This window comes from Roseovarius tolerans (assembly GCF_028885395.1).
Lineage (GTDB): Bacteria > Pseudomonadota > Alphaproteobacteria > Rhodobacterales > Rhodobacteraceae > Roseovarius > Roseovarius tolerans.
Map to the genome: position 1 here is coordinate 3,358,606 of NZ_CP118494.1, position 25,482 is coordinate 3,384,087.

At 63.8% G+C, this 25,482-nt stretch carries 25 protein-coding genes; 7 read left to right on the plus strand and 18 right to left on the minus strand.

Features of this window, described 5'->3' with window-relative positions; translation table 11 throughout:
- Nucleotides 1–17 precede the first annotated feature (17 nt).
- Nucleotides 18–1,943, plus strand: coding sequence for a cation:proton antiporter domain-containing protein (locus PVU19_RS16630; RefSeq protein WP_050662053.1), 1,926 nt, complete (start codon nucleotides 18–20; stop codon nucleotides 1,941–1,943).
- 132 nt (nucleotides 1,944–2,075) lie between these two features.
- Here the strand turns inward: PVU19_RS16630 and PVU19_RS16635 are convergent, their stop codons facing one another.
- The 5 genes from PVU19_RS16635 to PVU19_RS16655 form a co-directional block, all read right to left on the minus strand.
- Nucleotides 2,076–4,118, minus strand: a complete 2,043-nt coding sequence (locus tag PVU19_RS16635) for an ASKHA domain-containing protein (RefSeq protein ID WP_050662054.1) — start codon at nucleotides 4,116–4,118, stop codon at nucleotides 2,076–2,078.
- 109 nt (nucleotides 4,119–4,227) lie between these two features.
- Nucleotides 4,228–4,923 carry a hypothetical protein gene (locus PVU19_RS16640; protein WP_050662055.1) on the minus strand — a complete coding sequence of 232 codons (696 nt, stop codon included), beginning with the start codon at nucleotides 4,921–4,923 and terminating at the stop codon, nucleotides 4,228–4,230.
- A gap of 646 nt (nucleotides 4,924–5,569) precedes the next feature.
- Nucleotides 5,570–6,835: an ABC transporter permease gene (locus tag PVU19_RS16645; RefSeq protein WP_050662056.1), complete on the minus strand. Its 1,266-nt coding sequence runs from the start codon at nucleotides 6,833–6,835 to the stop codon at nucleotides 5,570–5,572.
- The gene (locus tag PVU19_RS16650) at nucleotides 6,832–7,641 is read right to left on the minus strand and encodes a taurine ABC transporter ATP-binding protein (protein WP_050662057.1); all 810 of its coding nucleotides are present in this window, start codon (nucleotides 7,639–7,641) and stop codon (nucleotides 6,832–6,834) included. Before PVU19_RS16650 ends, PVU19_RS16645 begins: the two co-directional genes overlap by 4 nt.
- Before the next feature lie 86 nt (nucleotides 7,642–7,727).
- Nucleotides 7,728–8,723, minus strand: coding sequence for a taurine ABC transporter substrate-binding protein (locus tag PVU19_RS16655; RefSeq protein WP_050662058.1), 996 nt, complete (start codon nucleotides 8,721–8,723; stop codon nucleotides 7,728–7,730).
- Between the two features lie 441 nt (nucleotides 8,724–9,164).
- Between PVU19_RS16655 and PVU19_RS16660 the strand changes: the two genes are divergently transcribed.
- Entirely contained in the window at nucleotides 9,165–10,562 is a 1,398-nt protein-coding gene (locus tag PVU19_RS16660) for an aminotransferase family protein (protein ID WP_050662059.1), read from the plus strand.
- A gap of 103 nt (nucleotides 10,563–10,665) precedes the next feature.
- Here PVU19_RS16660 and PVU19_RS16665 read toward each other — a convergent pair whose 3' ends face one another.
- The 3 genes from PVU19_RS16665 to PVU19_RS16675 form a co-directional block, all read right to left on the minus strand.
- Nucleotides 10,666–11,838: a type III PLP-dependent enzyme gene (locus tag PVU19_RS16665; RefSeq protein ID WP_050662060.1), complete on the minus strand. Its 1,173-nt coding sequence runs from the start codon at nucleotides 11,836–11,838 to the stop codon at nucleotides 10,666–10,668.
- A 198-nt stretch (nucleotides 11,839–12,036) separates the two neighbouring features.
- The gene (locus tag PVU19_RS16670; RefSeq protein WP_050662061.1) at nucleotides 12,037–13,170 is read right to left on the minus strand and encodes an FAD-dependent oxidoreductase; all 1,134 of its coding nucleotides are present in this window, start codon (nucleotides 13,168–13,170) and stop codon (nucleotides 12,037–12,039) included.
- Between the two features lie 118 nt (nucleotides 13,171–13,288).
- Complete coding sequence (locus PVU19_RS16675) at nucleotides 13,289–14,050, minus strand: DUF1013 domain-containing protein (RefSeq protein WP_050662062.1); 762 nt, start codon at nucleotides 14,048–14,050, stop codon at nucleotides 13,289–13,291.
- 115 nt (nucleotides 14,051–14,165) lie between these two features.
- Between PVU19_RS16675 and PVU19_RS16680 the strand changes: the two genes are divergently transcribed.
- Entirely contained in the window at nucleotides 14,166–14,816 is a 651-nt protein-coding gene (locus PVU19_RS16680) for a ribonuclease T2 family protein (RefSeq protein WP_050662063.1), read from the plus strand.
- A gap of 58 nt (nucleotides 14,817–14,874) precedes the next feature.
- Here the strand turns inward: PVU19_RS16680 and PVU19_RS16685 are convergent, their stop codons facing one another.
- Both PVU19_RS16685 and PVU19_RS16690 read right to left on the minus strand, forming a co-directional pair.
- Nucleotides 14,875–15,858, minus strand: coding sequence for an NAD(P)H-quinone oxidoreductase (locus tag PVU19_RS16685; protein WP_050662064.1), 984 nt, complete (start codon nucleotides 15,856–15,858; stop codon nucleotides 14,875–14,877).
- 18 nt (nucleotides 15,859–15,876) lie between these two features.
- Nucleotides 15,877–16,566, minus strand: a complete 690-nt coding sequence (locus PVU19_RS16690; RefSeq protein WP_050662065.1) for a COQ9 family protein — start codon at nucleotides 16,564–16,566, stop codon at nucleotides 15,877–15,879.
- A 104-nt stretch (nucleotides 16,567–16,670) separates the two neighbouring features.
- Between PVU19_RS16690 and rpsU the strand changes: the two genes are divergently transcribed.
- The gene (rpsU, locus tag PVU19_RS16695; protein ID WP_008207378.1) at nucleotides 16,671–16,877 is read left to right on the plus strand and encodes a 30S ribosomal protein S21; all 207 of its coding nucleotides are present in this window, start codon (nucleotides 16,671–16,673) and stop codon (nucleotides 16,875–16,877) included.
- A 155-nt stretch (nucleotides 16,878–17,032) separates the two neighbouring features.
- Here rpsU and PVU19_RS16700 read toward each other — a convergent pair whose 3' ends face one another.
- The 5 genes from PVU19_RS16700 to PVU19_RS16720 form a co-directional block, all read right to left on the minus strand.
- Nucleotides 17,033–17,221, minus strand: coding sequence for a hypothetical protein (locus PVU19_RS16700; RefSeq protein WP_050662108.1), 189 nt, complete (start codon nucleotides 17,219–17,221; stop codon nucleotides 17,033–17,035).
- A 103-nt stretch (nucleotides 17,222–17,324) separates the two neighbouring features.
- Nucleotides 17,325–18,047 (minus strand): gamma-glutamyl-gamma-aminobutyrate hydrolase family protein, encoded by a 723-nt coding sequence (locus PVU19_RS16705; protein WP_050662066.1) that lies wholly within the window; start codon nucleotides 18,045–18,047, stop codon nucleotides 17,325–17,327.
- On the minus strand, nucleotides 18,044–18,997 hold the full coding sequence (locus PVU19_RS16710) for an amidoligase family protein (RefSeq protein WP_050662067.1): 954 nt from the start codon (nucleotides 18,995–18,997) through the stop codon (nucleotides 18,044–18,046). Before PVU19_RS16710 ends, PVU19_RS16705 begins: the two co-directional genes overlap by 4 nt.
- 3 nt (nucleotides 18,998–19,000) lie before the next feature.
- Nucleotides 19,001–20,179 carry a dual-specificity RNA methyltransferase RlmN gene (rlmN, locus tag PVU19_RS16715; RefSeq protein WP_050662068.1) on the minus strand — a complete coding sequence of 393 codons (1,179 nt, stop codon included), beginning with the start codon at nucleotides 20,177–20,179 and terminating at the stop codon, nucleotides 19,001–19,003.
- Between the two features lie 229 nt (nucleotides 20,180–20,408).
- Complete coding sequence (locus tag PVU19_RS16720) at nucleotides 20,409–20,975, minus strand: DNA-3-methyladenine glycosylase I (RefSeq protein WP_050662069.1); 567 nt, start codon at nucleotides 20,973–20,975, stop codon at nucleotides 20,409–20,411.
- 93 nt (nucleotides 20,976–21,068) lie between these two features.
- Between PVU19_RS16720 and PVU19_RS16725 the strand changes: the two genes are divergently transcribed.
- The 3 genes from PVU19_RS16725 to phbB all read left to right on the plus strand — a co-directional run bounded on the left by PVU19_RS16725 (nucleotide 21,069) and on the right by phbB (nucleotide 24,098).
- Nucleotides 21,069–21,905, plus strand: coding sequence for an EAL domain-containing protein (locus PVU19_RS16725; protein ID WP_050662070.1), 837 nt, complete (start codon nucleotides 21,069–21,071; stop codon nucleotides 21,903–21,905).
- A gap of 140 nt (nucleotides 21,906–22,045) precedes the next feature.
- On the plus strand, nucleotides 22,046–23,221 hold the full coding sequence (locus PVU19_RS16730; protein WP_050662071.1) for an acetyl-CoA C-acetyltransferase: 1,176 nt from the start codon (nucleotides 22,046–22,048) through the stop codon (nucleotides 23,219–23,221).
- Nucleotides 23,222–23,375: 154 nt separating this feature from the next.
- Entirely contained in the window at nucleotides 23,376–24,098 is a 723-nt protein-coding gene (gene phbB, locus PVU19_RS16735) for an acetoacetyl-CoA reductase (RefSeq protein ID WP_050662072.1), read from the plus strand.
- An 80-nt stretch (nucleotides 24,099–24,178) separates the two neighbouring features.
- Here the strand turns inward: phbB and PVU19_RS16740 are convergent, their stop codons facing one another.
- From PVU19_RS16740 to PVU19_RS16750, 3 genes are all read right to left on the minus strand, one after another.
- The gene (locus PVU19_RS16740) at nucleotides 24,179–24,349 is read right to left on the minus strand and encodes a YdcH family protein (RefSeq protein ID WP_074785543.1); all 171 of its coding nucleotides are present in this window, start codon (nucleotides 24,347–24,349) and stop codon (nucleotides 24,179–24,181) included.
- Between the two features lie 122 nt (nucleotides 24,350–24,471).
- The gene (locus PVU19_RS16745; protein ID WP_235575719.1) at nucleotides 24,472–25,245 is read right to left on the minus strand and encodes a tRNA1(Val) (adenine(37)-N6)-methyltransferase; all 774 of its coding nucleotides are present in this window, start codon (nucleotides 25,243–25,245) and stop codon (nucleotides 24,472–24,474) included.
- Nucleotides 25,235–25,450: a putative signal transducing protein gene (locus PVU19_RS16750; protein WP_050662074.1), complete on the minus strand. Its 216-nt coding sequence runs from the start codon at nucleotides 25,448–25,450 to the stop codon at nucleotides 25,235–25,237. Before PVU19_RS16750 ends, PVU19_RS16745 begins: the two co-directional genes overlap by 11 nt.
- Between the last annotated feature and the right edge of the window lie 32 nt (nucleotides 25,451–25,482).

Genomic DNA, 25,482 nt, shown 5'->3' on the forward strand with positions numbered 1-25,482 from the left:
TGACCCGGTAGGCCCCGATGGAAGGTTTCCTCTTTCAAGCCACGATCCTCCTCGGCGCGATGGTGATCGCCGTGCCGATCGCCTCGCGTCTGGGGTTTGGCTCGGTGCTGGGCTATCTGGCTGCCGGGATCATCATCGGCCCGATTGCCGGGCTGGTGGGCGGACATCAGACCACCGAGTTGCAGCATGTGGCGGAATTCGGCGTGGTGATGATGCTGTTTCTCATCGGGCTGGAGCTGGAGCCGCGCGCGCTATGGGACATGCGGCACCGGCTGCTCGGGCTGGGGGGCTTGCAGATCACGCTGACCACGCTCGCCGTGATGGGCGGGGCGATGTATTTCGGGCAAGGCTGGAGCGTGGCGCTCGCCATCGGGATGATCTTTGCACTGTCATCGACCGCCATCGTGCTGCAGACCCTGTCGGAAAAGGGGCTGATGCAGACAGGCGGCGGGCGGTCGTCCTTCTCGGTGCTGCTGACGCAGGATATCGCGGTCATTCCGATGCTGGCCTTTCTGCCGCTGCTGGCGCTGCCCAAGGGGGCCGACGCGGTGCTGAGCGGTGTGCTACTGCGCGGCGCCGAAACGGATGCGGCGCATGGCAACGCGACCGCCGCGCCGCATGAGGCCGCGCAAAGTTTCATCGCCAGCCTGCCGGGTTGGGGGGCGACGCTGGTGACCATCGCGGCCGTGGTGGCGATCATCCTGACAGGGGTTTACCTGACCCGGCCGGTGTTTCGATTCATTCACGCAGCGCGGCTGCGCGAGATGTATACCGCGCTGGCGCTGCTGATCGTGGTGGGCATCTCGTTCCTGATGATGCTGGTCGGGCTGTCGCCTGCCCTGGGCGCGTTCCTGGCGGGGGTGGTGCTGGCCAACAGCGAATTCCGGCACGAGCTGGAGAGCGATCTTGCGCCGTTCAAGGGGCTTCTGCTGGGGCTGTTTTTCATCACCGTGGGCGCCGGGATCAATTTCGAGGTGCTGTTCGGCGCACCGGTCATGATCTTCGGCATGGCGGCGGCGCTCATTCTGGTGAAGGGCGTTATTCTCTACGGGCTGGGGCGCATCTTTGCGCTGCGCGGGCGGGATCTGTGGCTCTTTACGCTGTCGCTGGCGCAGGCCGGGGAATTCGGGTTCGTGCTGGTCTCGTTTTCCAATCAGCAGAACGTGCTGCCGCGCGGCATGGGCGAGATCCTGCTGCTGGTGATCGCGCTGACGATGCTGATCACGCCGCTGTTGTTCATCCTCTATGACTGGCTGTCCAAGCGCATTACCGAGACCGCCGAGACGCCGGACGCCGACGAGATCGACAGCACCGGGCCGGTGATCATCGCCGGCATCGGGCGGTTCGGGCAGGTGGTCAACCGGCTGGTGCGCTCCAGCGGCTTCGAGACGGTGGTGCTCGATCATGACCTGGCCGCAATCCAGCGGATGCGGCGGTTTGGCGTCAAGGGGTTCTTTGGCGATCCGACGCGGCCTGACCTGTTGCATGCGGCGGGGCTGGCGGAGGCCAAGGTGCTGGTGGCCACGCTCGACAGTCCCGATGCGGTGGTGCGGCTGGTCAGCTTTGCCCGCCGCGAACGGCCCGACCTGCATATCATCGCCCGCGCCCGCGACCGCACGCATGTGTTCCGGCTCTATCAGGCGGGGGCGGATGACATCGTGCGCGAGGTGTTCGACAGTTCGCTGCGCGCCGGGCGCTATGTGCTGGAGAACATGGGGCTGACCGAGTTCGAGGCGGCGGAGGTCGAGAAGACGTTCTACCAGCATGACCGCAGGTCGGTGCGCGACCTGGCCGCGCTATGGGATCCCGACACGCCCACCGTCGAGAACGCGGCCTATATCAAGCGCGCGCGCGAGTTGGAGCAGGAATTGCAGACCATGCTGCTGTCGCAGCTGGAGGAAAGCAGCGATCCGGGTAACGGGCGGCAGAAGTCTGAGGGATAAGGGCCCGGAGCGGATATTGAAATATGCCCGCGACACGCACCAAGGGTGCCGCGCGGGCAGGCTTCAACGGCAGCATCAGGCCAAATGCGCAGATCGACCCGACCGCATGATCTCACATCCGGCCTTGGGTATTCACCCGCGTCTGCGCTTGCGCCGTCCGCCGTCGCTGCCGTCGCCATGCGTGTTGAAGGACGGGTTTGGCAACGGCACGATCTTGGCCAGTTCCGGGAACGGGTCGGTCTTGTGCGGGATCGCGTTGGCGGCGACGAAATGCTCCTGGAATTTCGGCTCGATCGCGGTCTCGACCTTGGTGATCTCGCCGACCACGCGCTCGATCTCGCGCCGCGCGGCGACGTTGCAGAGCGCAATGCGCGCGCCGGTTCCGGCGGCATTCCCCGCCGACGTCACCTTGTCCAGCGGCACATCGGGGATCATCCCCAGAACCATCGCGTGCTTGGGCGAGATATGCGCGCCAAAAGCCCCGGCCAGCACGACGCGGTCGACCTTGTCCACGCCGCGTTCGTCCATCAGCAGGCGTGCGCCCGCATAGAGCGCAGATTTGGCAAGCTGGATGGCCCGGATATCGCCCTGGGTCACGGTCACACGCGGGCCGCCATGCTCTGTGCTGTCATGGATGAGGTAGGAATGCGTGCGCCCCTCGGGGATCATGCGCGCGGTGCTGGTGGCCTCGGCCGATCCGAGCAGGCCGCTCTCGTCCAAGAGCCCCGCCATACGCAGTTCCGCCACCGCCTCGATGATGCCTGACCCGCAGATGCCGGTGATACCGCCCGCGCCGACCTCGGCGTCGAAGCCGTCCTCGTCCGACCACTTGTCAGAGCCGATCACGCGAAAGCGCGGTTCCTTGGTTGCCGGGTCGATGCGGATGGCCTCGATTGCCCCCGGTGCCGCACGCTGCCCCGATGAAATCTGCGCGCCCTCGAACGCCGGGCCGGTGGGCGAAGAGCACGCCAACACCCGGGTCTTGTCGCCCAGCAGAATCTCGGCATTGGTCCCCACATCGACGATGAGCGCGAGGTCTTCGGACTTGCCCGGCTCTTCGCTGAGCGCCACGGCGGCGCAATCCGCCCCCACATGGCCCGCGATACAGGGCAGGATATAGACCTGCGCACGCGGGTTGATGGCAGCAAGGTCAAGCTCTTTGGCGCCCAATGTCAGACTGCTTGAGGTGGCAAGCGCAAACGGCGCCTGCCCCAGTTCCACCGGGTCGATCCCGAGCAGCAGGTGATGCATCACAGGGTTGCAGACGAACACCGTCTCGACGATCAGGCCTGCGTCGATCTCCGCCTCCTTGGCGATCTCCTCGGCCAGCGTGTTGATCGCGTCGCGCACCGCCGCTGTCATCTCCTTGTCGCCGCCGGGGTTCATCATCGAATAGCTGACCCGGCTCATCAGGTCCTCACCAAAGCGGATCTGCGGGTTCATGATGCCCGACGACGCCTTCACCTCGCCGGTCACCAGATCGGTGAGATGCGCGGCGACGGTGGTGGAGCCGAGGTCGATGGCGAGGCCATAAAGCCCGCCCTCATGCAGCCCCGGCCAGATTTCCAGCACCTGCGCGGCATCCTCGGCATGGCCGCGATGCAGCGCCACCGTCACCTGATACTTGCCCTTGCGCAGCACCGGTTGCAGCTTCGAGAGCAGCGAAAGATCGGCGCGAATGGCGTCGATGCCCCATTCAGCCTTGAGCGCCCGCGCCAGCCGTTCCAGATCGCCGGTCGGCTCGTGCATGTCGGCCTCTTCGACCTCCACGAAATAGAGCTTCGTTGCCGGGTCCATCTCGATCACACGGGCCGAGGCGGCCTTGCGCACCACCTGCTTGTGGACCTGAGACTCAGCCGGCACGTCGATCACCACGTCGCCCATGACCTGCGCCTGACAGCCAAGACGCCGCCCCGGCTTCAGCCCGCGCTTCTGGTCATAGCGCTCCTCGACGCTGTTCCACTCCGACAGCGCGCCGTCCTGCACCGTCACGCCATGCTTGGAAAACTCGCCATAGCCCGGCGTGATCTGGCATTTCGAACAGATCCCCCGCCCGCCGCAAACCGAGTCGAGATCGACCCCCAATTGCCGCGCCGCAGTCAGAACCGGCGTGCCTTTGGGAAAGCGCCCGCGCTTGCCCGAGGGGGTGAAAACGACAAGGGGATCGGTGGACATCTGGCTGTTCCTGTTGCTGACCTGCGCGGAACATAAGCCATAGGACGGGACCGAACAGCCTGCAACCGTCAGAAAATGGCCTTGGCGCGGCATCGCGCGCTCAGGGGCCTCACAGCCAGGGCATCTGCCAGCCGAAGAGCCAGATCGCCAGCGGGACCGGTGCCGTGGCGATCACGATGGTCAGCACGGTCGGGGGGAACCGGAACACCCCCGACAAGCCCGAGATCAGGGCGATGCCACCCCCGCCGCCGATCACCGAATTGCCCGGCACGTTGATCAGAACGGCAAGGTTCACGTAGCGGTATTTCACGATCCAGCCGCAATAGCGCGCGGGCAGGAAGCTGTGGACAAAGGCGGCGCGCTCCACGGGCGGCACCGCTTCGAACCGCGCGATCATATCAGCCGCGCCGGTCAGGTGCAGATCGAGCAGGAACCGGTGCAGCCATTTCAGCGGCACGAAACAACCCACCATATAGGCCAGTGTCAGGCCCGTGGCCGTTGCCAGCCACACGAGCGGCGCAATCTCGGGCCCGCCTGCCGCCAGGACACTCAGCCCGATCTCGACCCCCGGCACGAAGGGAATGGCGATCAGCAGCGCATAGATCAGCAGCACCGCCACCAAGAGCCCGGGCATCGCCCAGCCATATTCGCTCTGCAATATCCAGCTTTCGGCCCAGACGAATACCCGGTGCAGCACCACTGCCAGACCGCCGATCAGCAGCAGCCGCACCAAGGTGCGCGCCAGTCCGATCTTGACCGGCGGCGGTACGGGTGGGGCATGTCCAGGGGTAGCGCTGTCATCCATAGGGAGACTCTACGGCCTATGCCGGGGCGCGCACAATCCGCCTCACGCGCGGATCACGGTGATTTCAACCAAAGCGGGCATTGCAAAAAGGCGGCCGCGATGCCCAGCCCTTTGCAATAAATGATGCAGCGCGGAGCTGAGAGCCATTCAGGGCAACACGATGACAAAGATCCAGCTTCCGAAGATTTTCTCGGGAGGTGGATGCGATGAATGTCGGCTGTGCGGACGGAGCTGCTCTTGGTGAAAGTCGGGATCAAGGTCGGCCATTGGCGTGGAGCAGTCATAGCACCCCGCCAGAAGGTGCCGCGCGAGCGCAGGGCCGGGGACTGGCGATGCAACGGTCGTGGCGGGTGCTTTATCCCAGCCAAGTCATTCTAACCTCAACAGGTTGCGCACCCTATCAAATCGCCAGGCCGAGGGACGGCCCGGCGATCGCGCGGCACCTTCGGTGCGTTTCGCGCGGGTGGTGCGTATGTCGGGTTCAGGCCAAGCCAAGCCGAGGTTCATTTCCAACGAAATCGACAGAATGGGCTCGAAGCGGTCATTGCGCTTCGAGCCCACTGCGTGTTTTAACCTGCATCATTTAATAAAAGGGGGCTGGGCCGCGATGCAGCCCCCTTTTGAGTTGGTCAGGTTTGCAGGCCCGTCAGACGCGGCCCTTCCACGGCACCAGCCAGCTTTCGGCCTTGCGCATCAGGATGTCGATGCCGTAGCCGATGATCCCGATCAGGATGATCCCCATGATCACGATATCGGTCAGCTGAAACCGGCTGGCGACCATGATCATCATGCCGGCACCCTTTTCGGCGGCCACCAGTTCGGCGGCCACCACCGTGCCCCAGCAGACCCCCATGGCGACACGCGCCCCGGTGAAGATCTCCGGCAGGGAGTTCGGCACGATCACGTGGCGCATGAGCTGCCATTTTGATGCCCCGAGCGAATAGGCCGCGTGCACCTTGGAAATCGCCACGCCCGAGACACCCGCACGCGCCGAGATGGTCATGATCCAGAGCGCCGCGAGGAACAGCAGGATGATCTTACCCGACTCCCCAATGCCCGCCCAGATGATCACCAGCGGGATCAGGGCCAAGGGCGGCACCGGGCGCATGAATTCCACGATCGGATCGAACCAGCCGCGGAACCAATCGCTCAACCCCATGGCATAGCCCAGCGGAATGCCCACGGCAGCCCCGAGCGCAAAGCCCACGATCACCCGGAACAGCGACCAGTAGAGATGCTCCCACAGGGTGAAGTTCTGATAGCCCTCGCTTGCGATCTCGCCCACGCGCTTGACCACGGATTCGGGCGGTGGCAGCCAGATCGGCTCCATCTGCATGCCGCCCGAGGGCGTGAAATTGAGCGCGCCCTTGGCGGTGACCGTGACCTTGCCCGCCGCAACCGACACGGTGCTACCCGCGCTCACCGGCTGTCCGTCGATGGCCACGACCTTTGCCCCGTCATCGCGCGTTGTCTCGTCGTTCTTGTCCATCAGAATGAGGTCGGACCGCCATGCACCGACCGCCGAGGCGTCATTCTTGGCAAAGCCGTCGCCCGGCTCGATCTCGGGCTTCACGATTTCCTCGCCCACCTCGAAGACACGCACAAAGACCGTCGCATCGTCACGATCCCCATTCGGGGCCTCGAGCGTATAGGTGAACTCGGCATCGCCCACAAACGGGCCGGGCGCGTGAACGGGCACCCATTTCGACCCGGTGAACGCGCCCCAGAGCAGAAAGATCGTCACCACCGAGATGACGCTCGCCCACCGATCGGGGCGCACCGCGCTCTCATCCCCGAAGGTGACGGTCTTGAGCGAGGTAAAATCGTTCATCTGCCGGAACTTGCGCACGCCGAAGCGCACCAGAAAGAAGGCAGCGGCGAAGATCACGATATATATGACGAGGATGATCATGCGTCGGCCTCCTCTGTGCGTCCCATGATCTCTTCTTCCATGTCCCAGATCATCGACAGGATTTCCTCGCGTTTCTGCCCGAACTCGGGGTTTTTCTTGACCTCGCGCAGGTCCTTGCCCACGCCATCATCGGCAAAGGGCAGACGGTATTCCTTGTGAATGCGGCCCGGACGCGGCGCCATGACCAGAAGACGCTCGCCCAAGAGCAGTGCCTCCTCGACCGAATGGGTGATCAGGATGATCGTCTTGCCGGTCTCCTTCCAGAGCTTGAGCACCAGCCCCTGCATCTTTTCACGGGTCAGCGCGTCAAGCGCGCCCAATGGCTCGTCCATCAGGATCACGTCGGGATCGTTGGCAAGGCACCGCGCCAGCGCCACGCGCTGCTGCATGCCGCCGGACAGCTCATAGACCGCCTTGTCCTTGAAACCCTGAAGGCCCACGACATCCAGCAGGTGATCGACGGTGCCGCGCCACTCCTTCTCGCGCTTACCCGCCATGCGGGGGCCAAAGCTCACGTTGTCGCGCACGCTCATCCACTCGAAGAGCGCGCCTTGCTGAAACACCATGCCACGCTCGGCATCCGGCCCGGTGACCTTGTGACCGTTGAGCGTGATCTGCCCTTCGGTCGGGGCAAGAAACCCGGCGAGGATGTTGAGAAGCGTGGTCTTGCCGCAGCCCGAAGGCCCCAGCACGCTCATCAATTCTCCGGTATTGAGTTCGAGCGAAACGTCCTGCAACGCCTGAACATGGCTGCCATTCGGCAGATCGAACCGCATCGAGATGTTTTCGATTGATAGTGTCGACATCCCCACCCCCTGTTGTTCATTGGGTTTGTTGGGCAAAGGCCCGCCCAGTCTTGCGGGGCGGGCCTCGTTGAGAGTGTCAGTAGGGATTACATGCCGTTGGCTGCGGCGAGCGGTCCGGTGTTGACGTTGCTCTCATAGGTGGCCTGCGCCGAATCGATGCTGCCTGCCTCGACGAACACTTCGGCGACGCCCTTCATGAATTCCTGCGCGCCGCCACCCAGCCATTTCTCGGTCAGTTGGTCCTCGACGGTGGGAAACACGAACGTGTCGATGGTGGCCGCCGTGGCTTCGACATCCATACCGCTATCCTTGGCGATCACCGGCAGCATTTCGTCGCGATTGGCAGGGTCCGCCCACATCGCGTTCGCCTCTGCCGTCACCGCGAGGAACTTGGCCACCACGTCGGAATTCTCGGCGATGTAATCGGCGGGCCCGGAGGTCACGTCAAACACCAGGATGCCCAGCTCTTCCTTTTCCGCCCCGGTCAGCAACACGTTGCCATGCTCCTTTGCCCGGCGCAGCGAACCGCCCCAGCCGCAGAACATGTCGACCGCACCCTGCGCGATGGCGGCGGCCCCTTCGGGCGGGGCCATGTTGACCACGTCCATGGTCGAGATATCGACGCCGAAGTGGTTCATTTGCTTGAGGAACCCGTAATGCGCCGCGGTGCCGAGCGGTACGGCGACCTTCTTGCCCGCCAGTTCCCCGGCGCTGTCCTTGTCGATCTCGAGCGCCTCGGCGACGACGCAGTTGTCATTGTCGGAATAGCTGACCGCCACATCGACAGTCTGAAGGTCCTGACCGGCGCTGGTGGCGACCACGAAGGGCGGCACGCCCTGGCTGACCGACAGCTGGATATCTCCGCTCGCCATGGCCGCACTCATCGCCGTGCCGGTGTCGAACGCGCGCCAGTTCACCTTCATGCCAAGCGCCTCTTCATACATGCCCTTTTCCTTGGCATATTGGAACGGCATCGGCCATTCGAGGAAATAGGCGACGGTGATTTCCGCCTGCGCGGCACCCGCGCTGGCCGCAAAAGCCGCACCGGCGACGGCGGACATCAGTTTTGCCTTGAGGTTCATTTGTCTGGTCTCCCGTTGGTTATGTTGACAGGCTTTGCGCCTTGTTGATTGACCGGCGTGCCCGGCATGATTGCCCGACACACCCGCATTGATGAGCCCGACCGGCCCCATGGACCGCCCACTGCATAAAAGAGTGAACCCGATCCATGCGTCCCGATCAACGCCATAGTGCAAAGCCTAGAGGCATTTCAGTAAATCCGAAAAGAGCTTTTCGGATCGCCCGAAAGAGAGCCACTACGCAGGGCCAGAGGAGAAAACTGCTACTTTTCAGGGGATTGACTTCGGATTCTCTGCTGATCGGGGTGATCTGGATATATTTAATGCCGTTATTTGGCCCTATCGTGTGCCTAAATTTCAAGGCTGATATGAAGCATGAACGAACGCTGTTACAGCCTTGGCTCCGCGCGCCTGCGCCGGGCCTCAACCTGATGGAGCATCCCCATGGACGGCAAACTTCGCGACAATGACATCAGCCACGTGGTCGAGGCCGACCGCGCCCATGTCTGGCATCACCTCATTCAGCACGCAGCCTGGACCGGGGACGACCCCAAGGCCGACCCGCGCATCATCGTTGAAGGGCGCGGCATGCGCGTCTGGGACCAGAAGGGCCGCGAGCATATCGACGGCGTCTCGGGCGGGGTCTGGACAGTCAACGTGGGCTACGGGCGCGAGCGCATCGCCAACGCGGTGCGCGACCAGCTTATTCAACTGCCCTATTTCGCAGGCTCCGCAGGCTCCATTCCGGGCGCGCTTTTTTCCGAGAAACTGATCTCGAAAATGCCGGGGATGAGCCGGGTGTATTATACGAACTCCGGCTCCGAGGCGAATGAGAAGGCGTTCAAGATGGTGCGTCAGATCGCCCACAAGCGCTATGGCGGCAAGAAGCACAAGATCCTCTACCGCGACCGCGACTATCACGGCACCACCATTGCCTGCCTCTCGGCGGGCGGTCAGGATGAGAGGGGCGCCCAATATGGCCCCTACACGCCGGGTTTCGTGCGGGTGCCGCATTGCCTTGAATACCGCGCGCAATGGGATCTGGAAGGCGAGGATTACGGCATCGCCGCCGCCAACGCGATCGAAGAGGTCATCCTCGCCGAGGGTCCCGATACCGTCGGCGCGCTCTGTCTTGAGCCGGTCACCGCAGGTGGCGGCGTGATCGTCCCGCCCGAAGGCTACTGGCCCCGCGTGCAGGAGATCTGCCGCAAATACGACATCCTGCTGCATATCGACGAGGTGGTCTGCGGCGTGGGGCGCACCGGCACATGGTTCGGCTATCAGCATTACGGGGTCGAGCCCGATTTCGTGACCATGGCCAAGGGTGTGGCCTCGGGCTATGCCGCCATCGCCTGCTGCGTCACCAACGAGCGTGTGTTCGACCTCTTCAAGGACGACGCCACTGACCCGATGAACTATTTCCGCGATATTTCGACCTTCGGCGGCTGCACGGCGGGGCCTGCAGCGGCGCTCGAAAACATGGCGATCATCGAAGAGGAAAACCTGCTCGAGAACACCAATGCCATGGGTGATTACATGCTCGACCAGCTGCGTAGCTTGCAGGACAAGCACGCGGTCATCGGCCATGTGCGCGGCAAGGGTCTCTTCCTCGGGGCCGAACTGGTGGCGGATCGCGCGACCAAGGAACCGGCGGCGGAGAAGATGGTGCAGGCGGTCGTGGCCGACTGCATGGCAAATGGCGTGGTGATCGGCGCGACCAACCGCTCGCTGCCGGGCTTCAACAACACGCTCTGCTATTCGCCCGCGCTCATCGCCACCAAGGATGACATCGACCAGATCGTGTCGGCCACCGATGCCGCACTGACCCGCGTGTTCGGCTGAAAAACGAACCGCCCCGAAACACCGGTTTCGGGGCGGGCCAGAGCCGGAATTTTCAAAAAATTCCGGACCGGAAACTTTTAAAGTTTCCGGCGCGCGGCTTTCCTCAGATCACCACCACATCCAGCGGCGGGAACCCGTTGAACCCGACCGAGGAATAGCTCGACGTGTAGGCCCCACAGGCGCGAATGATGATCCGGTCCCCGGCCCGCAGGCCCACCGGCAGCGCCACGGGGCGTTTCTCGTAAAGCACATCGGCGCTGTCGCAGGACGGCCCGGCCAGGATGCAGGGCCCCGTCGCCTCATGGTCGCGGTCGGTCAGGAACTGATAACGGATCGCCTCGCCCTCGGTTTCGGCCAGCCCGGAAAAGCGCCCGATATCGAGATAGACCCAACGGCACAGATCCTCGTCCGACTTGCGGCTGACCAGCAGCACCTCGGCGGCGATCATGCCCGCCTCGGCCACCATGCCGCGCCCCGGCTCTGCCATCACGCGGGTGGCCCCGGGAAAGCGCGGCTCGACCATCGCCATCACCTGCGCGGCATAGGCCTCGGGCGCCGCGATCTCGTCGCCGTAAAAGGCCGGAAGACCACCGCCGATATTGATGAGGCTGAGCGCATGCCCGGCAGCGCGCGCCTCGGCCCAGACACCGGCGACCTGATCGAGCGTGTCGCGCCACATCTCCGAACGCCGCGTCTGGCTACCGACATGGAACGACAGCCCCACAGGCTTGAGGCCAACCGACACGGCCTCATCCATCAGTTCCACGGCCCGCTCCGGCGCGCAGCCGAACTTGCGGCTCAGCGGCCAGTCGGCGCCCGTTGCGCCCACCAGCAGGCGGATATAGACCTGCGCGCCCGGCGCATGCTCGGCGATCTTCTCCAGCTCCATTTCGCTGTCAGCGGCAAAGAGCGTGATCCCGGCGGCATGGGCAAAGGCGATGTCGCTGGCTCGTTTCACCGTATTGCCGAACGAGATATGCGCAGGCTGCGCACCAAGGCTCAGGCAAAGCTCGATCTCACCACGCGAGGCCGCATCGAACCGGCTTCCTTGCGCAATCAGCGTCTCGATCACTTCGCGGGCGGGGTTCGCCTTGACCGCGTAATGGATATCGGCGCGGCCAAGACCCGCCTTCAGGGCGCGGTAATTCTGCGCCACGATATCACGCGACAGCACCAGCGTGGGGCGGTCGAACGTGTTTTGGCGGATGAAATCGACAAGGGGGGTGGCTGCGAAAACGGCATCGCCGCCCGCGACGGGGGTTACGTAAGCGTTCATGGTCATCTCCGATCAAGACCCGGGCTTTCACCCGACCAGTTCCAAAAGGAGACGTTACCGTCGCTACGTAAACACGGGTGGCGAACCACCGGCCAGAGGCGCGTGCGTTGGCGTCTATGAAAATCGCAGGTAGGGCTTTGCACTGACTCGCGCAAGAGATTTCTGAGGGCGGCCAAAAATAATTCCGAGGCGCGGATGTCACGCCATGGCAGGCGCGCCCTCCGGCACATCGTCGGCAATGAGCACGGCCCCGAGACGCCCCAATTCATCACTGCATTTCGCGCCCCGCCCACAGCCCGCCGTGGCCACGCCGATGCGCGCCGACACCATCTCGATCCGCGCCTCGTCCTCGGGGGTGAATGTGGTCACGCAAGCCATGTGGCTCATGCACCGGATCGTCAGATCGGGCATCCGCTCGCGCAGCTGCGCCTCCAGCCCGGCGGCCACCTCCGGATCACCACCCGAGCGGAACCAGTCGCTGATCTCGGCCCCTGATCCAAGCACGCGATCCACCGGATCACCGCCCATCTTGAGGTAATGCCGTCCGTCAGGATAGCGGATCGGCGGCAACAGGTATGGCCCGTCGCCATGCGCGTGCAGGTAGATCAACGGCGGCATCGAGGCGAAACGCGCCGCCTCCCCCTCGTCCACCTCGAAAAGCGCCACCGTCCGCGCCATCACCGTCAGCGGCAAGGGCACGGACAACAGCGTGTTGGTATAGCCGCCCGCCGCGATCAGCACCCGGTCGACGCGGATATCGCCCGCCGAACTGCGGATGCGCACACCCTGCCCATCCTCCTCGACCGCCTCGACCGTCGCGCGCAAAATCCGCGCCCCCGCCCGCTCGGCGGCCACGCCTTGTGCGGCAACCAGACGGCGCGGGCTGATGAACCCCGCTTGCTGCGTCTGGTGAAAGGCGCAGGTTCCGGCATCAAACCGGAAATACCCGAACCGCGCCGCCAGCCCCGCATCGTCCAGCCGGTCATGCGGCACGCCGTCCCGCACCGCGACCTCACCAATCCGGTCCATCGGCGCGCTGCCCTCTGGCCCCGCCATGACGACGCCCCGCTCGGTGTAGAACCGGATGCCGCTCGCCGCTTCGATCTCGGCATAGCGCGCGATCGAGGCACGGCTGACCCGGCTCCAGAACGGCGCGGGGTCAAGGCCCCGCGTGATCCGCCCCTCGTCATAATGGCTGGCGAAAACGCCGGGATGGCGGGTCTTTTCCTCCGGCTCATCCGGCCCGATCAACACCACATCCTGCCCCGCACGCGCCAGATGCCGCGCCGCCGCCGATCCGATCAAGCCCCGGCCAATCACCGCAACGCTCATGCCTGCCTCCCTCATCTTGCGCGCGCAGTCGAGCGTGCGACCGCGCCCGCGTCAAGACACGAAAAGGCCCGGCACGCAGATGCGTCCGGGCCTGTCATTCATCAGAGGTCAGCGGCGTTCAGCGCTGATCGTCCTCGTCATCCTCGTCATCGTCGCTGTCGGGCAGGTTGAAGACGCTGTCGACGTCATATTCCTTTTCCGGCGCGTCCTCGTCGTCATCCTTGTCCTGACCGAGGGTAAACGTCTCCAGTCCCTCGATCGCCGTCGGCATGCGCGGCTCCGCATCCGCCCCAAGGCTCTGCTCGGTGCTCAACAGCTTGCGGCGCTCGTCATCGCTCAGCGCGGCGCCTTCCTTGGCCTTCTTGGCGGCGGCCTTCTGCACGGCGGCATCCAGCTCGGACTGTTTGCACAGCCCCAGGGCCACCGGGTCGATCGGCTGCATGGCTGAGATGTTCCAATGCGTCCGCTCGCGAATCGAGGTGATCGTCGGCTTGGTGGTGCCCACCAGCTTGGCGATCTGGCTGTCGGCCAGTTCGGGATGGAACTTCACCAGCCACAGGATCGCATTGGGCCGGTCCTGCCGCTTCGACAGGGGCGTATAGCGCGGACCGCGCCGCTTTTCCTCGCCCTGTGCTGCGGCATAATGCTTGAGCTTGAGCTTGTGCATCGGGTCGGCCTGCGCGCGGTCGATTTCCTCCTGCGTCAACTGGTTGTTCGCAATCGGATCGAACCCCTTGACGCCCGCTGCCACATCACCGTCGGCGATGCCCTGCACTTCCAATTCGTGCATGCCGCAGAAATCGGCGATCTGCTTGAAGCTGATCGTCGTGTTATCCACCAGCCAGACGGCTGTGGCCTTGGCCATGATCGGCAGTGACATGTCTCAGGTCTCCTTTACCCAAATCTTCCCCGTCGCCTGAAAGGCGGTTCCAGCGGGCCGGAACGGTTTCCATTGTCGGGGAAATTGGGCGCTGTATACTGCCCCCGACGGCAAAATGAAAGACCAAAGAATGCGCCTTGTGCTGTTGATCTGCCTGGCCCTGTTCGGCCTTCCCGCCACCGCACAGACGCACCGCGCGGGCGTGTTCGACTATTACGTGCTGTCGCTCAGCTGGTCGCCCACATGGTGTGCGCTCGAAGGCGATGCGCGGGGAGCCACGCAATGCGACCCGCAGGCCGATCACGGCTGGGTGCTGCACGGGCTCTGGCCGCAATACCACCGTGGCTGGCCCGAGGATTGCCAGAGCCCGCACCGCCCGCCCTCACGCGCGATGACCCGCGACATGGCCGATATCATGGGCAACGCGGGCCTCGCCTGGCATCAATGGAAAAAACACGGCACCTGCTCCGGTCTTTCCGCGCCCGATTACTATGCCCTGTCGCGCGAGGCCTATGCCCAAGTCACCCGGCCAGCGGTGTTCCGAAACCTCACCAAACCCGTGAAACTGCCCGCCAGCGTGGTGGAAGAGGCGTTTCTCAAGGCCAACCCGGGATGGGAGGCCGACATGCTGACCATCACCTGCCGCGCGGGCCGCATCCAGGAGGCGCGGCTCTGCCTCTCCCGCGATCTCAGCCCGGTGCCCTGCGGGCGCGACGTGATCCGCGACTGCCAGATGAAAGACGCGCTTTTCGCGCCCATCCCCTAGGGTTTCTTCTTGGCAAAAATACTCGACTCCCGCCCTGTGCCCCGGCGGGCGGCCCGGCTCAGCCGACCTTGAGAACGATCTTACCGATGTGGCCGCTCGATTCCATCCGCGCATGCGCCGCAGCTGCGTCCGCCAGCGGGAACTCGGAATCCATCACCGGGGCAACCTTGCCCGCCTCCAGCAACGGCCAGACATGCGCGCGCAACGCCTCGGCAATCCGCGCCTTGGCCAGATCGCTTTGCGGGCGCAGGGTGCTGCCGGTGATCGTCAGCCGCCGCATCATCACCTGCGCGAAATTCAATTCCACCTTGGGGCCCTGCAGGAACGCGATCTGCACCAGCCGCCCGTCATCGGCGAGCGCCTTGACGTTGCGCGGCAGGTAATCGCCGCCCACCATGTCGAGGATCAGGTCGGCCCCGCCCTCGGCGCGCAGCACCTCGACGAAATCCTCCTCGCGGTAATTCATTGCGCGCTCCGCACCCAGATCGGTGCAGACCCGGCATTTCTCGGCATTGCCTGCGGTGGTGAACACCCGCGCGCCGAATTCACGGGCCAGTTGGACGGCCGTGGTGCCGATACCCGACGATCCGCCATGCACCAGAAACCGCTCGCCGCCCTTGAGCCCGCCACGCTGAAAGACATTCGACCAGACGGTGAAAAACGTCTCGGGCAGGCAGGCGGCCTCGCGCAGACCCAACCCCGCCGGGATGGGCAGGCAATGTGCGGCGGGCGTGGCCACGTATTCGGCATAGCCGCCGCCGGGCAGCAGCGCGCAAACCTGATCGCCGATGGCCCAATCTCCGACACCCTCGCCAAGCGCCACGATCTCGCCCGCGCCCTCCAGACCCGGCAGATCGCTCGCCGTAGGCGGCGGCGCGTACATGCCTGCGCGCTGCAATGCGTCAGGCCGGTTGACCCCGGCATAGGCCAGCCGGATCACCACCTCGCCCGCGCGCGGCGCAGGAACAGGGCGCGTGGTCGGCTGCAACACCTCCGGCCCACCTGCCTTGGTGATTTCGACCGCCTGCATCGTCTCGCTCATGTCCTGTCCCTCTATGCTTTAGTTGGGGCCGGTCCAGCGCCCCGGCATGCCGGTCTGTTGCCGCGCCTGTGGCGCGCGCACGCGGCCCAGAAAGGCCAATGGCCCCGCCATCAGGCCCGACACCACGCGGTTTTCACGCGCGCGCGCTTTCAATTTCTCGATCTGCATCACGTCCTCGATCCGCCGGTCGAGAAACTCCCAGGTGCGCACATTGCCCTCGCTGTCATCGCCCAGCCAATAGAGCACCGTGGCCCCGTAGACACCCGACAGCGTCGCCCGCTTGGTGTACCAGTTCACATCGTCCGAGGTGTCGCCCAGCGCGGTCCAGATGTGATCGCAGGTCTGCCAGATCGCTTTCGCGCCATCGGCGGCATGATTGGGCAGGGAGAACAGCGTGGTGCCGCGCCGCACCAACTCGCGATCCTCGACCGCCTCCAGCCGCGCGCGCACGGCAAACGCAATCCGGTCGCGAAACCGCATCGCGCTCAGGTCAGTCTCCTCCAGCCGTTTGAGCATCGCGGCATCGCCCTCGGCATGATAGGCGAGCGCCAGATCGACCGCCCCGCGCGGGCAGATCGCAGCCACCAGACCGGGCGCGATATCCGCGTCCTGCGCGGCCAGCCTCAAGGTGGTTTCGCTCCATCCGTCAAACGGCACATGCGGCTTGGCAGCCTCCAGCAGACGGCTCATCAGATCGGCATCGGACATCGACTATCCTCCTTGCGACGCACCCTAGACAAATCCGGGGCGCTTTGCTATACGGACGCTTCCTGCAATCTTGCAACTTTAACTTAGGAAGGTGGTGACACCACATGCAGGTTAGTGTTCGCGACAACAATGTCGATCAGGCGCTCCGCGCCTTGAAGAAAAAACTGCAGCGCGAAGGCGTTTTCCGCGAAATGAAGCTCAAGCAACATTTCGAGAAACCGTCCGAGAAGAAAGCGCGCGAGAAGGCCGAAGCGATTCGCCGTGCCCGTAAACTGGCACGTAAGAAAGCGCAGCGCGAAGGCATGCTCTAAGAGCTTTTCCCGCAGTTTTTCGCGGCACGATTTGACGACCCCCGGGCATCCGCTTCGGGGGTTTGTCGTTTTCAGGGGGTATCGTCAGGGGGCGTTGCCCCCGTCGCCCCAAGCGGCGACTCCCCCAGAGTATTTTCGCCAAGAAGAAACCGAGATCAGCTCAGCTGGCAGAGCGGCGCATCTTTCAAAAGTGACGTGACAAAGCGGCCCTCGGAGGTGTCGCAAATGCCGTAGCCATAGCCGCGCAGGCGGTGCTTCCATTCGCGCTCGGACACGGCAAGGTGACGCTCGCGCAGGACAAGATCGCGAATCTCGCGGTTCGTCGTGGTGTGGTTCAAGTTCATCGTTTCCATCCCTGTTACGGTTTTCCGATAATCACGGGATAGTTGACGCATGTGGCGTCAATCGCGCCGGATTGTGGCGCGGTTTGGGAAAAGTCGCGACCGGTCAGTTGGTTTCGGCATCGACCCGGGCCAACTGCGCCGCATGCTCCTGACGCGCCCGCGCCGCCGCGATCAGCGCGCGGAAAATACCCATCTGCCGATGCGCGTAAAAGAGATGCTCCGGGTGCCACTGCACGCCAAGCGCAAACGGCTCTTCAACCCGCTCGATGGCCTGGATCATGCCGCCCTGATCACGCGCCGCGACGCGCAACCCCTCGCCCAACCGGTCCACTGCTTGCGTATGCAGCGCGTTGACCTTCATCGGCTCGGTGCCCGCCAGATGCGCAAGCCGCGTACCCGGCTCAATCTGCACGGTCTTGCGCGGCAGCACGGTGCGGATATGGTCGCTCGCCTCGTAGGTCGCATAGGCGTCCTGATGCAGCGTGCCGCCCAGCGCGATATTTAGCATCTGACTGCCCCGGCAGATGCCCAGCACCGGCTTGGATTTCACGAAGGCCCCCAGCAACACGCCCCGCTCCAGCGCATCGCGCGCCGGGTCGAGCCGGGCCGAGGTGACGATCCAGCCGCCATAGAGATCGGGTGAGATATCGTCGCCGCCGCCGATGATCACCCCATCGACACTGTCGATCTCGGCCCTGCGCCCGGCCTGCCAGCGTCGCGCGCAGCCCCCCGCAAGCCAGACATTGAGCGCAATGAGCGGATAGATGCGCCAGCCCGAGCGGCGCGACACGGTGACCCCGATCACGGGGCGGTTGGATCGGGTCATGTCCCGGTCAGCCCCGCCGTTTGCAGGATACGCCCTGCCCGCGCGGCCCAGCTTTGCCGCGAGATTGTCAGCAGGCCGTGATCGTCCTCCCAGGCCCGCGCCAGCCGGTCGAGCAACGCCGCATTCGCGGCAACCCGTTCGACCGTCAGCCAGCGCCGCCATTCATCGGCGATCGACCAATCCGCCTCGTCGATCCGGCAATCGGGCAGGCGGAAATGAAAGGTCGGGCGCGCCGAGGTCTTGTCGGAAATCGCGGCCTCGATACGGTCAGGCTCGAACTGCGCAAAGATCGGCAACATGTCGAGGCCGCGATTCCGGCTCGGCGTATGCTCCAGATAAAGGCCCGTCACGTGGTCGCGCGTGGCCCCCGGCCCGGCCTCGATCAGCGCGCGCACGAAATCGGTGGGATAGGGATCGGTGAACGGCAACAGGCGGCGCGACTCGTCGATGGGATTGTTGATGCGCAGCCAATCCTCGATCAGCGCATAGGCCAGCAGCGGCCGCACGATATCGGCATCCTGCTCGCTCGCGATTTCGATATTGAGATGCAGGCCAAAGCCAAAGAACAAGCCCGCGCCACTACCCAGCGCCCCGGCCGCGCGCAAATGATCGCGCAGCCCGTCGAGTTGCGCCAGCCCCTCCATATCGAGCGGTTCGCTCACGATCTCGACCGGCACCACCTCGCGCCCCAGATCGAGCGCCAGATCGCGCAGCTTGCTCTTTTGTGCCTTGCGCAGGAAGATATCGAGATAGACCTCCAGCCGCCCGATACGGCTGTCCTCGACATGCCAGATATGGCTGTCCACCTGTTTGATTGTCCCGCCAACCGCCTCGGCACAGAGCCGCGCCACCTCGGCCTCGGGCAGCCCGCCAAGCTCGATCTCGACGCCCACGAGGCGCGGATCACCCTTGGCGTTGAGGGGCTGCGGCAGGGGGGCGAATTCCGCCACCGATCAGAGCCCCGCCTCGGCCTCGATATCGCGGCGCGGCTTGCGGGCGCGTTCGGTCGCGGATTTCAACTGCCCGCAAGCGGCCATGATATCCTCGCCGCGCGGCGTGCGGATGGGGCTGGCATAGCCCGCCTTGTAGATGATGTCGGCAAACCGCTCGATCCGCTCCCAGTCGCTGCGCTGATGCGGCGCGCCGGGCCATTCGTTGAACGGGATGAGGTTGATCTTGGCCGGAATGCCCTTAATCAACTGCACCAGACGGCGGGCATCGGCATCGCTGTCATTGACGTCCTTGAGCATGACATATTCAAACGTGATCCGCTCGGAATTCGACAGGCGCGGATACTCGCGCAGTGTGTTGAGCAATGTCTCGATATTCCATTTCTTGTTGATCGGCACCAGCCGGTCGCGCACCTCGTCGGTGGTCGCGTGGAAGCTTACAGCCAGCAGACAGCCGATCTCTTCCGCCGTCTTGGCGATCTCCGGCACCACGCCGCTTGTCGACAGCGTGATCCGGCGGCGCGACAGCGAAATCCCCTCGCCATCCATCGCGATCTTCATCGCATCGCGCACATTGTCGAAATTATAAAGCGGCTCACCCATGCCCATCAGCACGATGTTGCTGATCAGGCGCGGACGCTCGCCTGCACCCTCGCCGGGACGCGGCCATTCCTCCAGATCGTCCCGCGCCAGCATCACCTGACCGATGATTTCTCCGGCGGTGAGGTTACGCACCAGCTTTTGCGTGCCGGTATGGCAGAACGAACAGGTCAGCGTGCAGCCCACCTGAGAGGAAATGCACAGCGTGCCCCGGTCGGTCTCGGGGATGTAGACCACCTCGACCTCATGCCCGCCCGCGATCCGCACAAGGTACTTACGGGTGCCATCGGCGCTCACCTGTCGGCTCACCACCTCGGGGATCTCGATCACGAATTTTTCGGCCAGATCGGCGCGATAGGCCTTGGCGAGATTGGTCATCGCGTCAAAGTCGCGCACGCCCCATCCATAAATCCATTGCCAGATCTGATTGACCCGCATCTTGGCCTGTTTCTCCGGCGTGCCATGCGCGATCAGCACCTCGCGCATCCGGTCACGTGTCAGCCCGACCAGATTGATCGGCCCATCGGGCAGCTTGCGGGGAATGGTCATCACGTCCTGCGTGATCGGTGCGGTCTGTGTCATGGCTCTTTCGCGCGTCTGAGGGAATGTCCCGTCATATAGGGGTTCGGCAGCGATTCCAAAACCTCTTTGCGCCGGGGAGCGGGTGATGAGCCATTTTGGTCACCTCGCGGGACGAGATGGGTTGTAGCGAAACATCCCTAGGCATGAAGCTGTTGAAAATCCGACTCCACAGTCAACGCGCCGCCCCACCGACGCGATACCGACAGAATACCGACGCGTTACAGCCCTCTCATCCCAGCCGCGCCACCCGTTCGTGGCAGGGGCAGGTTACAAGGTGATCGTTGACCATGCCCACGGCCTGCATGAAGGCATAGACGATGGTGGGGCCGCAGAACTTGAAGCCACGTCTCTTCAAATCTTTCGAAATTTTTATGGAAAGATCGGTCTGCGCAGGCACCTCCGCGAGGGTCTGCCAGCGGGTCTGAAGGGGTCGCCCTCCGACATGATCCCAGAGGTAACGGTCAAACCCCTGCTCGGCCTCGATCGCCTGCCATGCGCGGGCATTTCCGATGGTCGCCTCGATCTTGCCCCGGTGCCGTATGATGCCCGGATTGGCCAGCAGCCGGGTGATCTCGGCCTCGCCCCATCCCGCGATGACATGCGGGTCAAACCCCTGAAATGCCTCGCGAAAGTTCTCGCGTTTGCGCAGGATGGTGATCCAGCTCAGCCCCGCCTGAAACCCGTCGAGGATAAGCTTTTCCCACAGTGCGCGACTGTCATATTCGGGCACGCCCCATTCGTGGTCGTGATAGGCTTCGTAGAGCGCGTCCGCCCCCACCCAACCGCATCGCTCCATGGCCTGTCCCCGAGATTTCATTCAAATTCGCCCTTTAAACTGTCCTTAAGGGATCTGCCGCAGTTTGGGAACACGCCAGTCTCGGAGGGCAAGATGGGCAAGACACGCAAATGGGCCGATATACCGGCAGGCCACGACAACCCGCTCACCTATGCCGTCTCGGCGCGTGATCGCTCGGTGATCGAAATGGTCGATCAGGCGGTGCGCCACAAGCAGGTGATGCTCGCCTATCAGGCGGTCGTCACCGCCGGACAGCCGGACAGGCCCGCCTTTTACGAGGGGCTGATTCGCGTCATGGATGCGACGGGAAGGGTGATTCCCGCGCGCGACTTCATCACCCAGATTGAAGTAACGGAAACCGGGCGCATAATCGACTGTCTCGCCTTGGAAAAGGGTCTGCGCACGCTGACCGAATTTCCCGACCTTAGACTATCCATCAACATGTCGGCGCGCTCCATCGGCTACGGGCCTTGGCTGCGTATTCTCAAGAAGCGGCTGTCGAACGACCCGACAATCGCCGAAAGGCTGATCCTCGAAATCACCGAAAGCTCTGCCATGCTGGTGCCGGAACTGGTCACCGGTTTCATGACCGAATTGCAACGCAAGGGTATCGGATTTGCCCTCGACGATTTTGGCGCGGGGTACACATCCTTCAGATTTCTAAAGGATTTCTACTTCGACATCCTCAAGATCGACGGTCAGTTCATTCGCGGCGTCGCCCGCGATCCCGACAATCAGGTGCTGACCGCCGCGCTGCTGAGCATCGGTCAGCAATTCGACATGGTGACCGTCGCCGAAAGCGTCGAGAAACCCGAGGATGCGGCCTATCTCACCGCGCTCGGGATCGACTGCCTGCAGGGCTATTACTTCGGTGCCCCGACGATCCACCCGCCCTGGCTCGACGAGACACTTGACCGCGCGACCGCGTGAATGTGACACTCCGCCCGTTGCCGCAGCGCGGCACCTACGATATGACGCCGCGTAACGGCTGAGGAAACGGCGGGGCGCGCATTCCATGTGGCGGCCCCACTTGCTTCCTCGGCCCGGGCAATTCCTGGTGGAGGACACTAATGACCAACGTAGTAATCGCATCCGCAGCACGCACCGCTGTCGGGTCTTTTGGCGGCGCGTTCGCCAACACCCCCGCGCACGACATGGGCGCCGCTGTTCTGGAGGCCGTGGTCGCGCGCGCGGGCATCGATAAATCCGAGGTCAGCGAGACGATCCTCGGCCAGGTTCTGACCGCCGCACAGGGTCAGAACCCGGCACGTCAGGCGCATATCAATGCCGGGCTGCCCATCGAATCGGCAGCCTGGGGCATCAACCAAGTCTGCGGGTCGGGCCTGCGTGCCGTGGCTCTGGGTGCGCAGCACATCCAGTTGGGCGATGCCAGCATCATCTGCGCCGGGGGCCAGGAAAACATGACGCTCAGCCCCCATGCCGCGCATCTGCGCGCCGGGCACAAGATGGGCGACATGAAATATATCGACACCATGATCCGTGATGGTCTTTGGGATGCGTTCAACGGCTATCACATGGGCCAGACCGCCGAGAATGTCGCCGAGAAATGGCAGATCAGCCGCGATCAGCAGGACGAATTCGCCGTCGCCAGCCAGAACAAGGCCGAAGCCGCGCAGAAGGCGGGCAAGTTCGACGACGAGGTGATCGCCTTTACCGTCAAGACCCGCAAGGGCGATATCGTCGTCGACAAAGACGAGTATATCCGCTTTGGGGCGACTATCGACGCGATGTCCAAGATGCGCCCGGCGTTCACCAAGGACGGATCGGTCACCGCCGCCAATGCCAGCGGCCTCAATGACGGTGCCGCCGCCACCCTGCTGATGAGCGCCGACGAGGCCGAGCGCCGCGGCATCGAGCCGCTGGCGCGCATCGCCTCCTATGCCACCGCCGGGCTCGACCCGTCGATCATGGGCGTGGGCCCGATCCATGCCAGCCGCAAGGCGCTGGAGAAGGCCGGTTGGAGCGTCGGCGACCTCGACCTCGTGGAGGCAAACGAGGCCTTTGCCGCGCAGGCCTGTGCGGTCAACAAGGACATGGGCTGGGATCCGTCGATTGTGAACGTGAACGGCGGCGCCATCGCCATCGGCCACCCGATTGGGGCCTCGGGCTGCCGAGTTCTGAACACGCTGCTGTTTGAAATGAAGCGGCGCGACGCCAAAAAAGGCCTCGCCACGCTGTGCATCGGCGGCGGCATGGGCGTCGCTCTCTGCGTCGAGCGCCCCTAAGTCAGGGCGCGATGGATGACAGGAAAGGGCGCCCCGGGCGCCCTTTTTCATGCCCCACCCTGCATCGCGGAGATTTTACCGCGCAACAATGTTGCGCTTGCCCGATCAAGAAGATAACCAAGTTACCAAAGCATTAGCCAGATTGGAGGATACCATGGCAAGAACTGCACTCGTCACCGGAGGATCACGCGGAATCGGCGCCGCCATTTCAAAGGCGCTCAAGGCCGACGGCTACAGCGTCGCCGCGACCTATGCCGGCAACGATGAGGCCGCCGCCAAGTTCACCGAGGAGACCGGCATCAAGACCTACAAGTGGAACGTCGCCGATTATGACAGCTCCAAGGCCGGGATCGAACAGGTCGAGGCCGATCTGGGGCCAATCGAGATCGTGGTGGCAAATGCCGGTATCACCCGTGACGCACCGTTCCACAAGATGACGCCGGATCAGTGGAATGCCGTGATCGACACCAACCTCACCGGCGTGTTCAACACCGTCCACCCGGTCTGGCCCGGCATGCGCGAGCGCGGCTTTGGCCGGATCGTGGTGATTTCCTCGATCAATGGCCAGAAAGGACAGTTTGCGCAGGTCAATTATGCCGCCACCAAGGCGGGCGATCTTGGCATCATCAAGAGCCTCGCACAGGAAGGTGCGTCCAAGGGCATCACCGCGAACGCGATCTGTCCCGGCTACATCGCCACGGAAATGGTGATGGCGGTACCGGAAAAGGTGCGCGAATCGATCATCGGCATGATCCCGGCCGGTCGTCTGGGCGAACCCGAGGAAATCGCCCGCTGCGTGAGCTTCCTCGTCTCCGACGACGCAAGCTTCATCAACGGCTCGACGATCTCGGCAAACGGCGGTCAGTTCTTCGTCTGACCCGACCCGCGACAGACCACGAAAAAGGGCCGGTCCATGGTGACCGGCCCTTAGTTATTTACGTCTATCTGGCTGCACTGTCAGGCGTTTTCCGACAGGCGCTCGATCTCTTCCTTGATCTTCAATTTCTGTTTCTTGAGGTCCGCGATTTCCAGCGTGCTACTGCCCGGCGCGCGCTGCGCCTGTTCCACCTTCTCCGAGAGCGCGTGATGTTTCTTCTTCAGTTCCTCGATATGCGAACTCAAGCTCATGGGCAGTCTCCTCTGATATGGATGCGTCTCAAATCGACATGGGAAGTGCAGCATATTTTTACAATACTGTCACGCTGCGGTTGCAAAATGAGCGGGTGTTTTCCGATTGGATTTGAATCGACTCAGTCGGGAAAGGGCAAACCTGCCGCATCTCTGAGCACCGCGGAAATCGCAGGCGTGTAATCCTCGCCGTCGCGGCCATGCGCGGCCCCTGCGTGCAGGCGAATACCATCGTGCAGGCGAAACTCCGCGCGCCCACCTTTGCGCCCACGTATCAAGATGAGCCGCGCCGCCCGTCCCTGCCGGGGGATGAGCGGCAGAACCTCAAGCGATCCCAGATGCGCGACCATCGCCGGGATCAGATCGGGCAGGCGATCGGCGCGTTGTATGAACGTCACCTGACCCTTGGGGGCGACCCGTCGCGCGGCGGCGGTGACCCAGTCGGCAAGGGCACAGGTTTCCCCCATGCCGTGCTCGCGCCCCGGATCACGCGCGGGCGTGCTGGCTGTCCGGTCGAAATAGGGCGGGTTGGCGATGACGTGGTCGAACTGGCGCTGTCGCAGCGGGCCCGGCATATCGGTCAGATCGCCGGTGAAAACCTCGAGCGCCTCGCCATTCTCCACCGCGTTGCGTCGCGCCAGATCGGCATAGGCGGGCTGTATTTCCAGCCCTGCGAGGACGAGGCCCGGCACCCGCGCCCCAAGACAGAGCGTCTCGATGCCGGAGCCGCAGCCGAGATCAAGCACACTCTGCCCCGCGCGAGCCGGGATGCTCGCGGCCAAAAGCACCGGGTCTATGCCCGCGCGATAGCCCGCGCGGGGCTGCGCGATCCGAAGCCGTCCACCAAGAAACGCGTCATGGCTCAGCTCCTTTTCGACAAACGATTCAGTCCTCAAGCGAGAATCCGTTGTCGATGAGCGCCTCGCGCGCATCCTCGTAATCGGCGTCCGCCACCATCAGGCGGCGCGGGAAAATCCCGATAGAGCCTTCGAGGATGCTCATGTTTACGTCCATTTCAAAGCAGTCTATACCCTCGCCCTGAAGCAGCGCCTGAGCGAACGCCATGGATGCGGGATCATTGGTGCGGAGAAGCTGTTTCATAAGGCTGACATAAGGGCACCGCGCGCTATTTG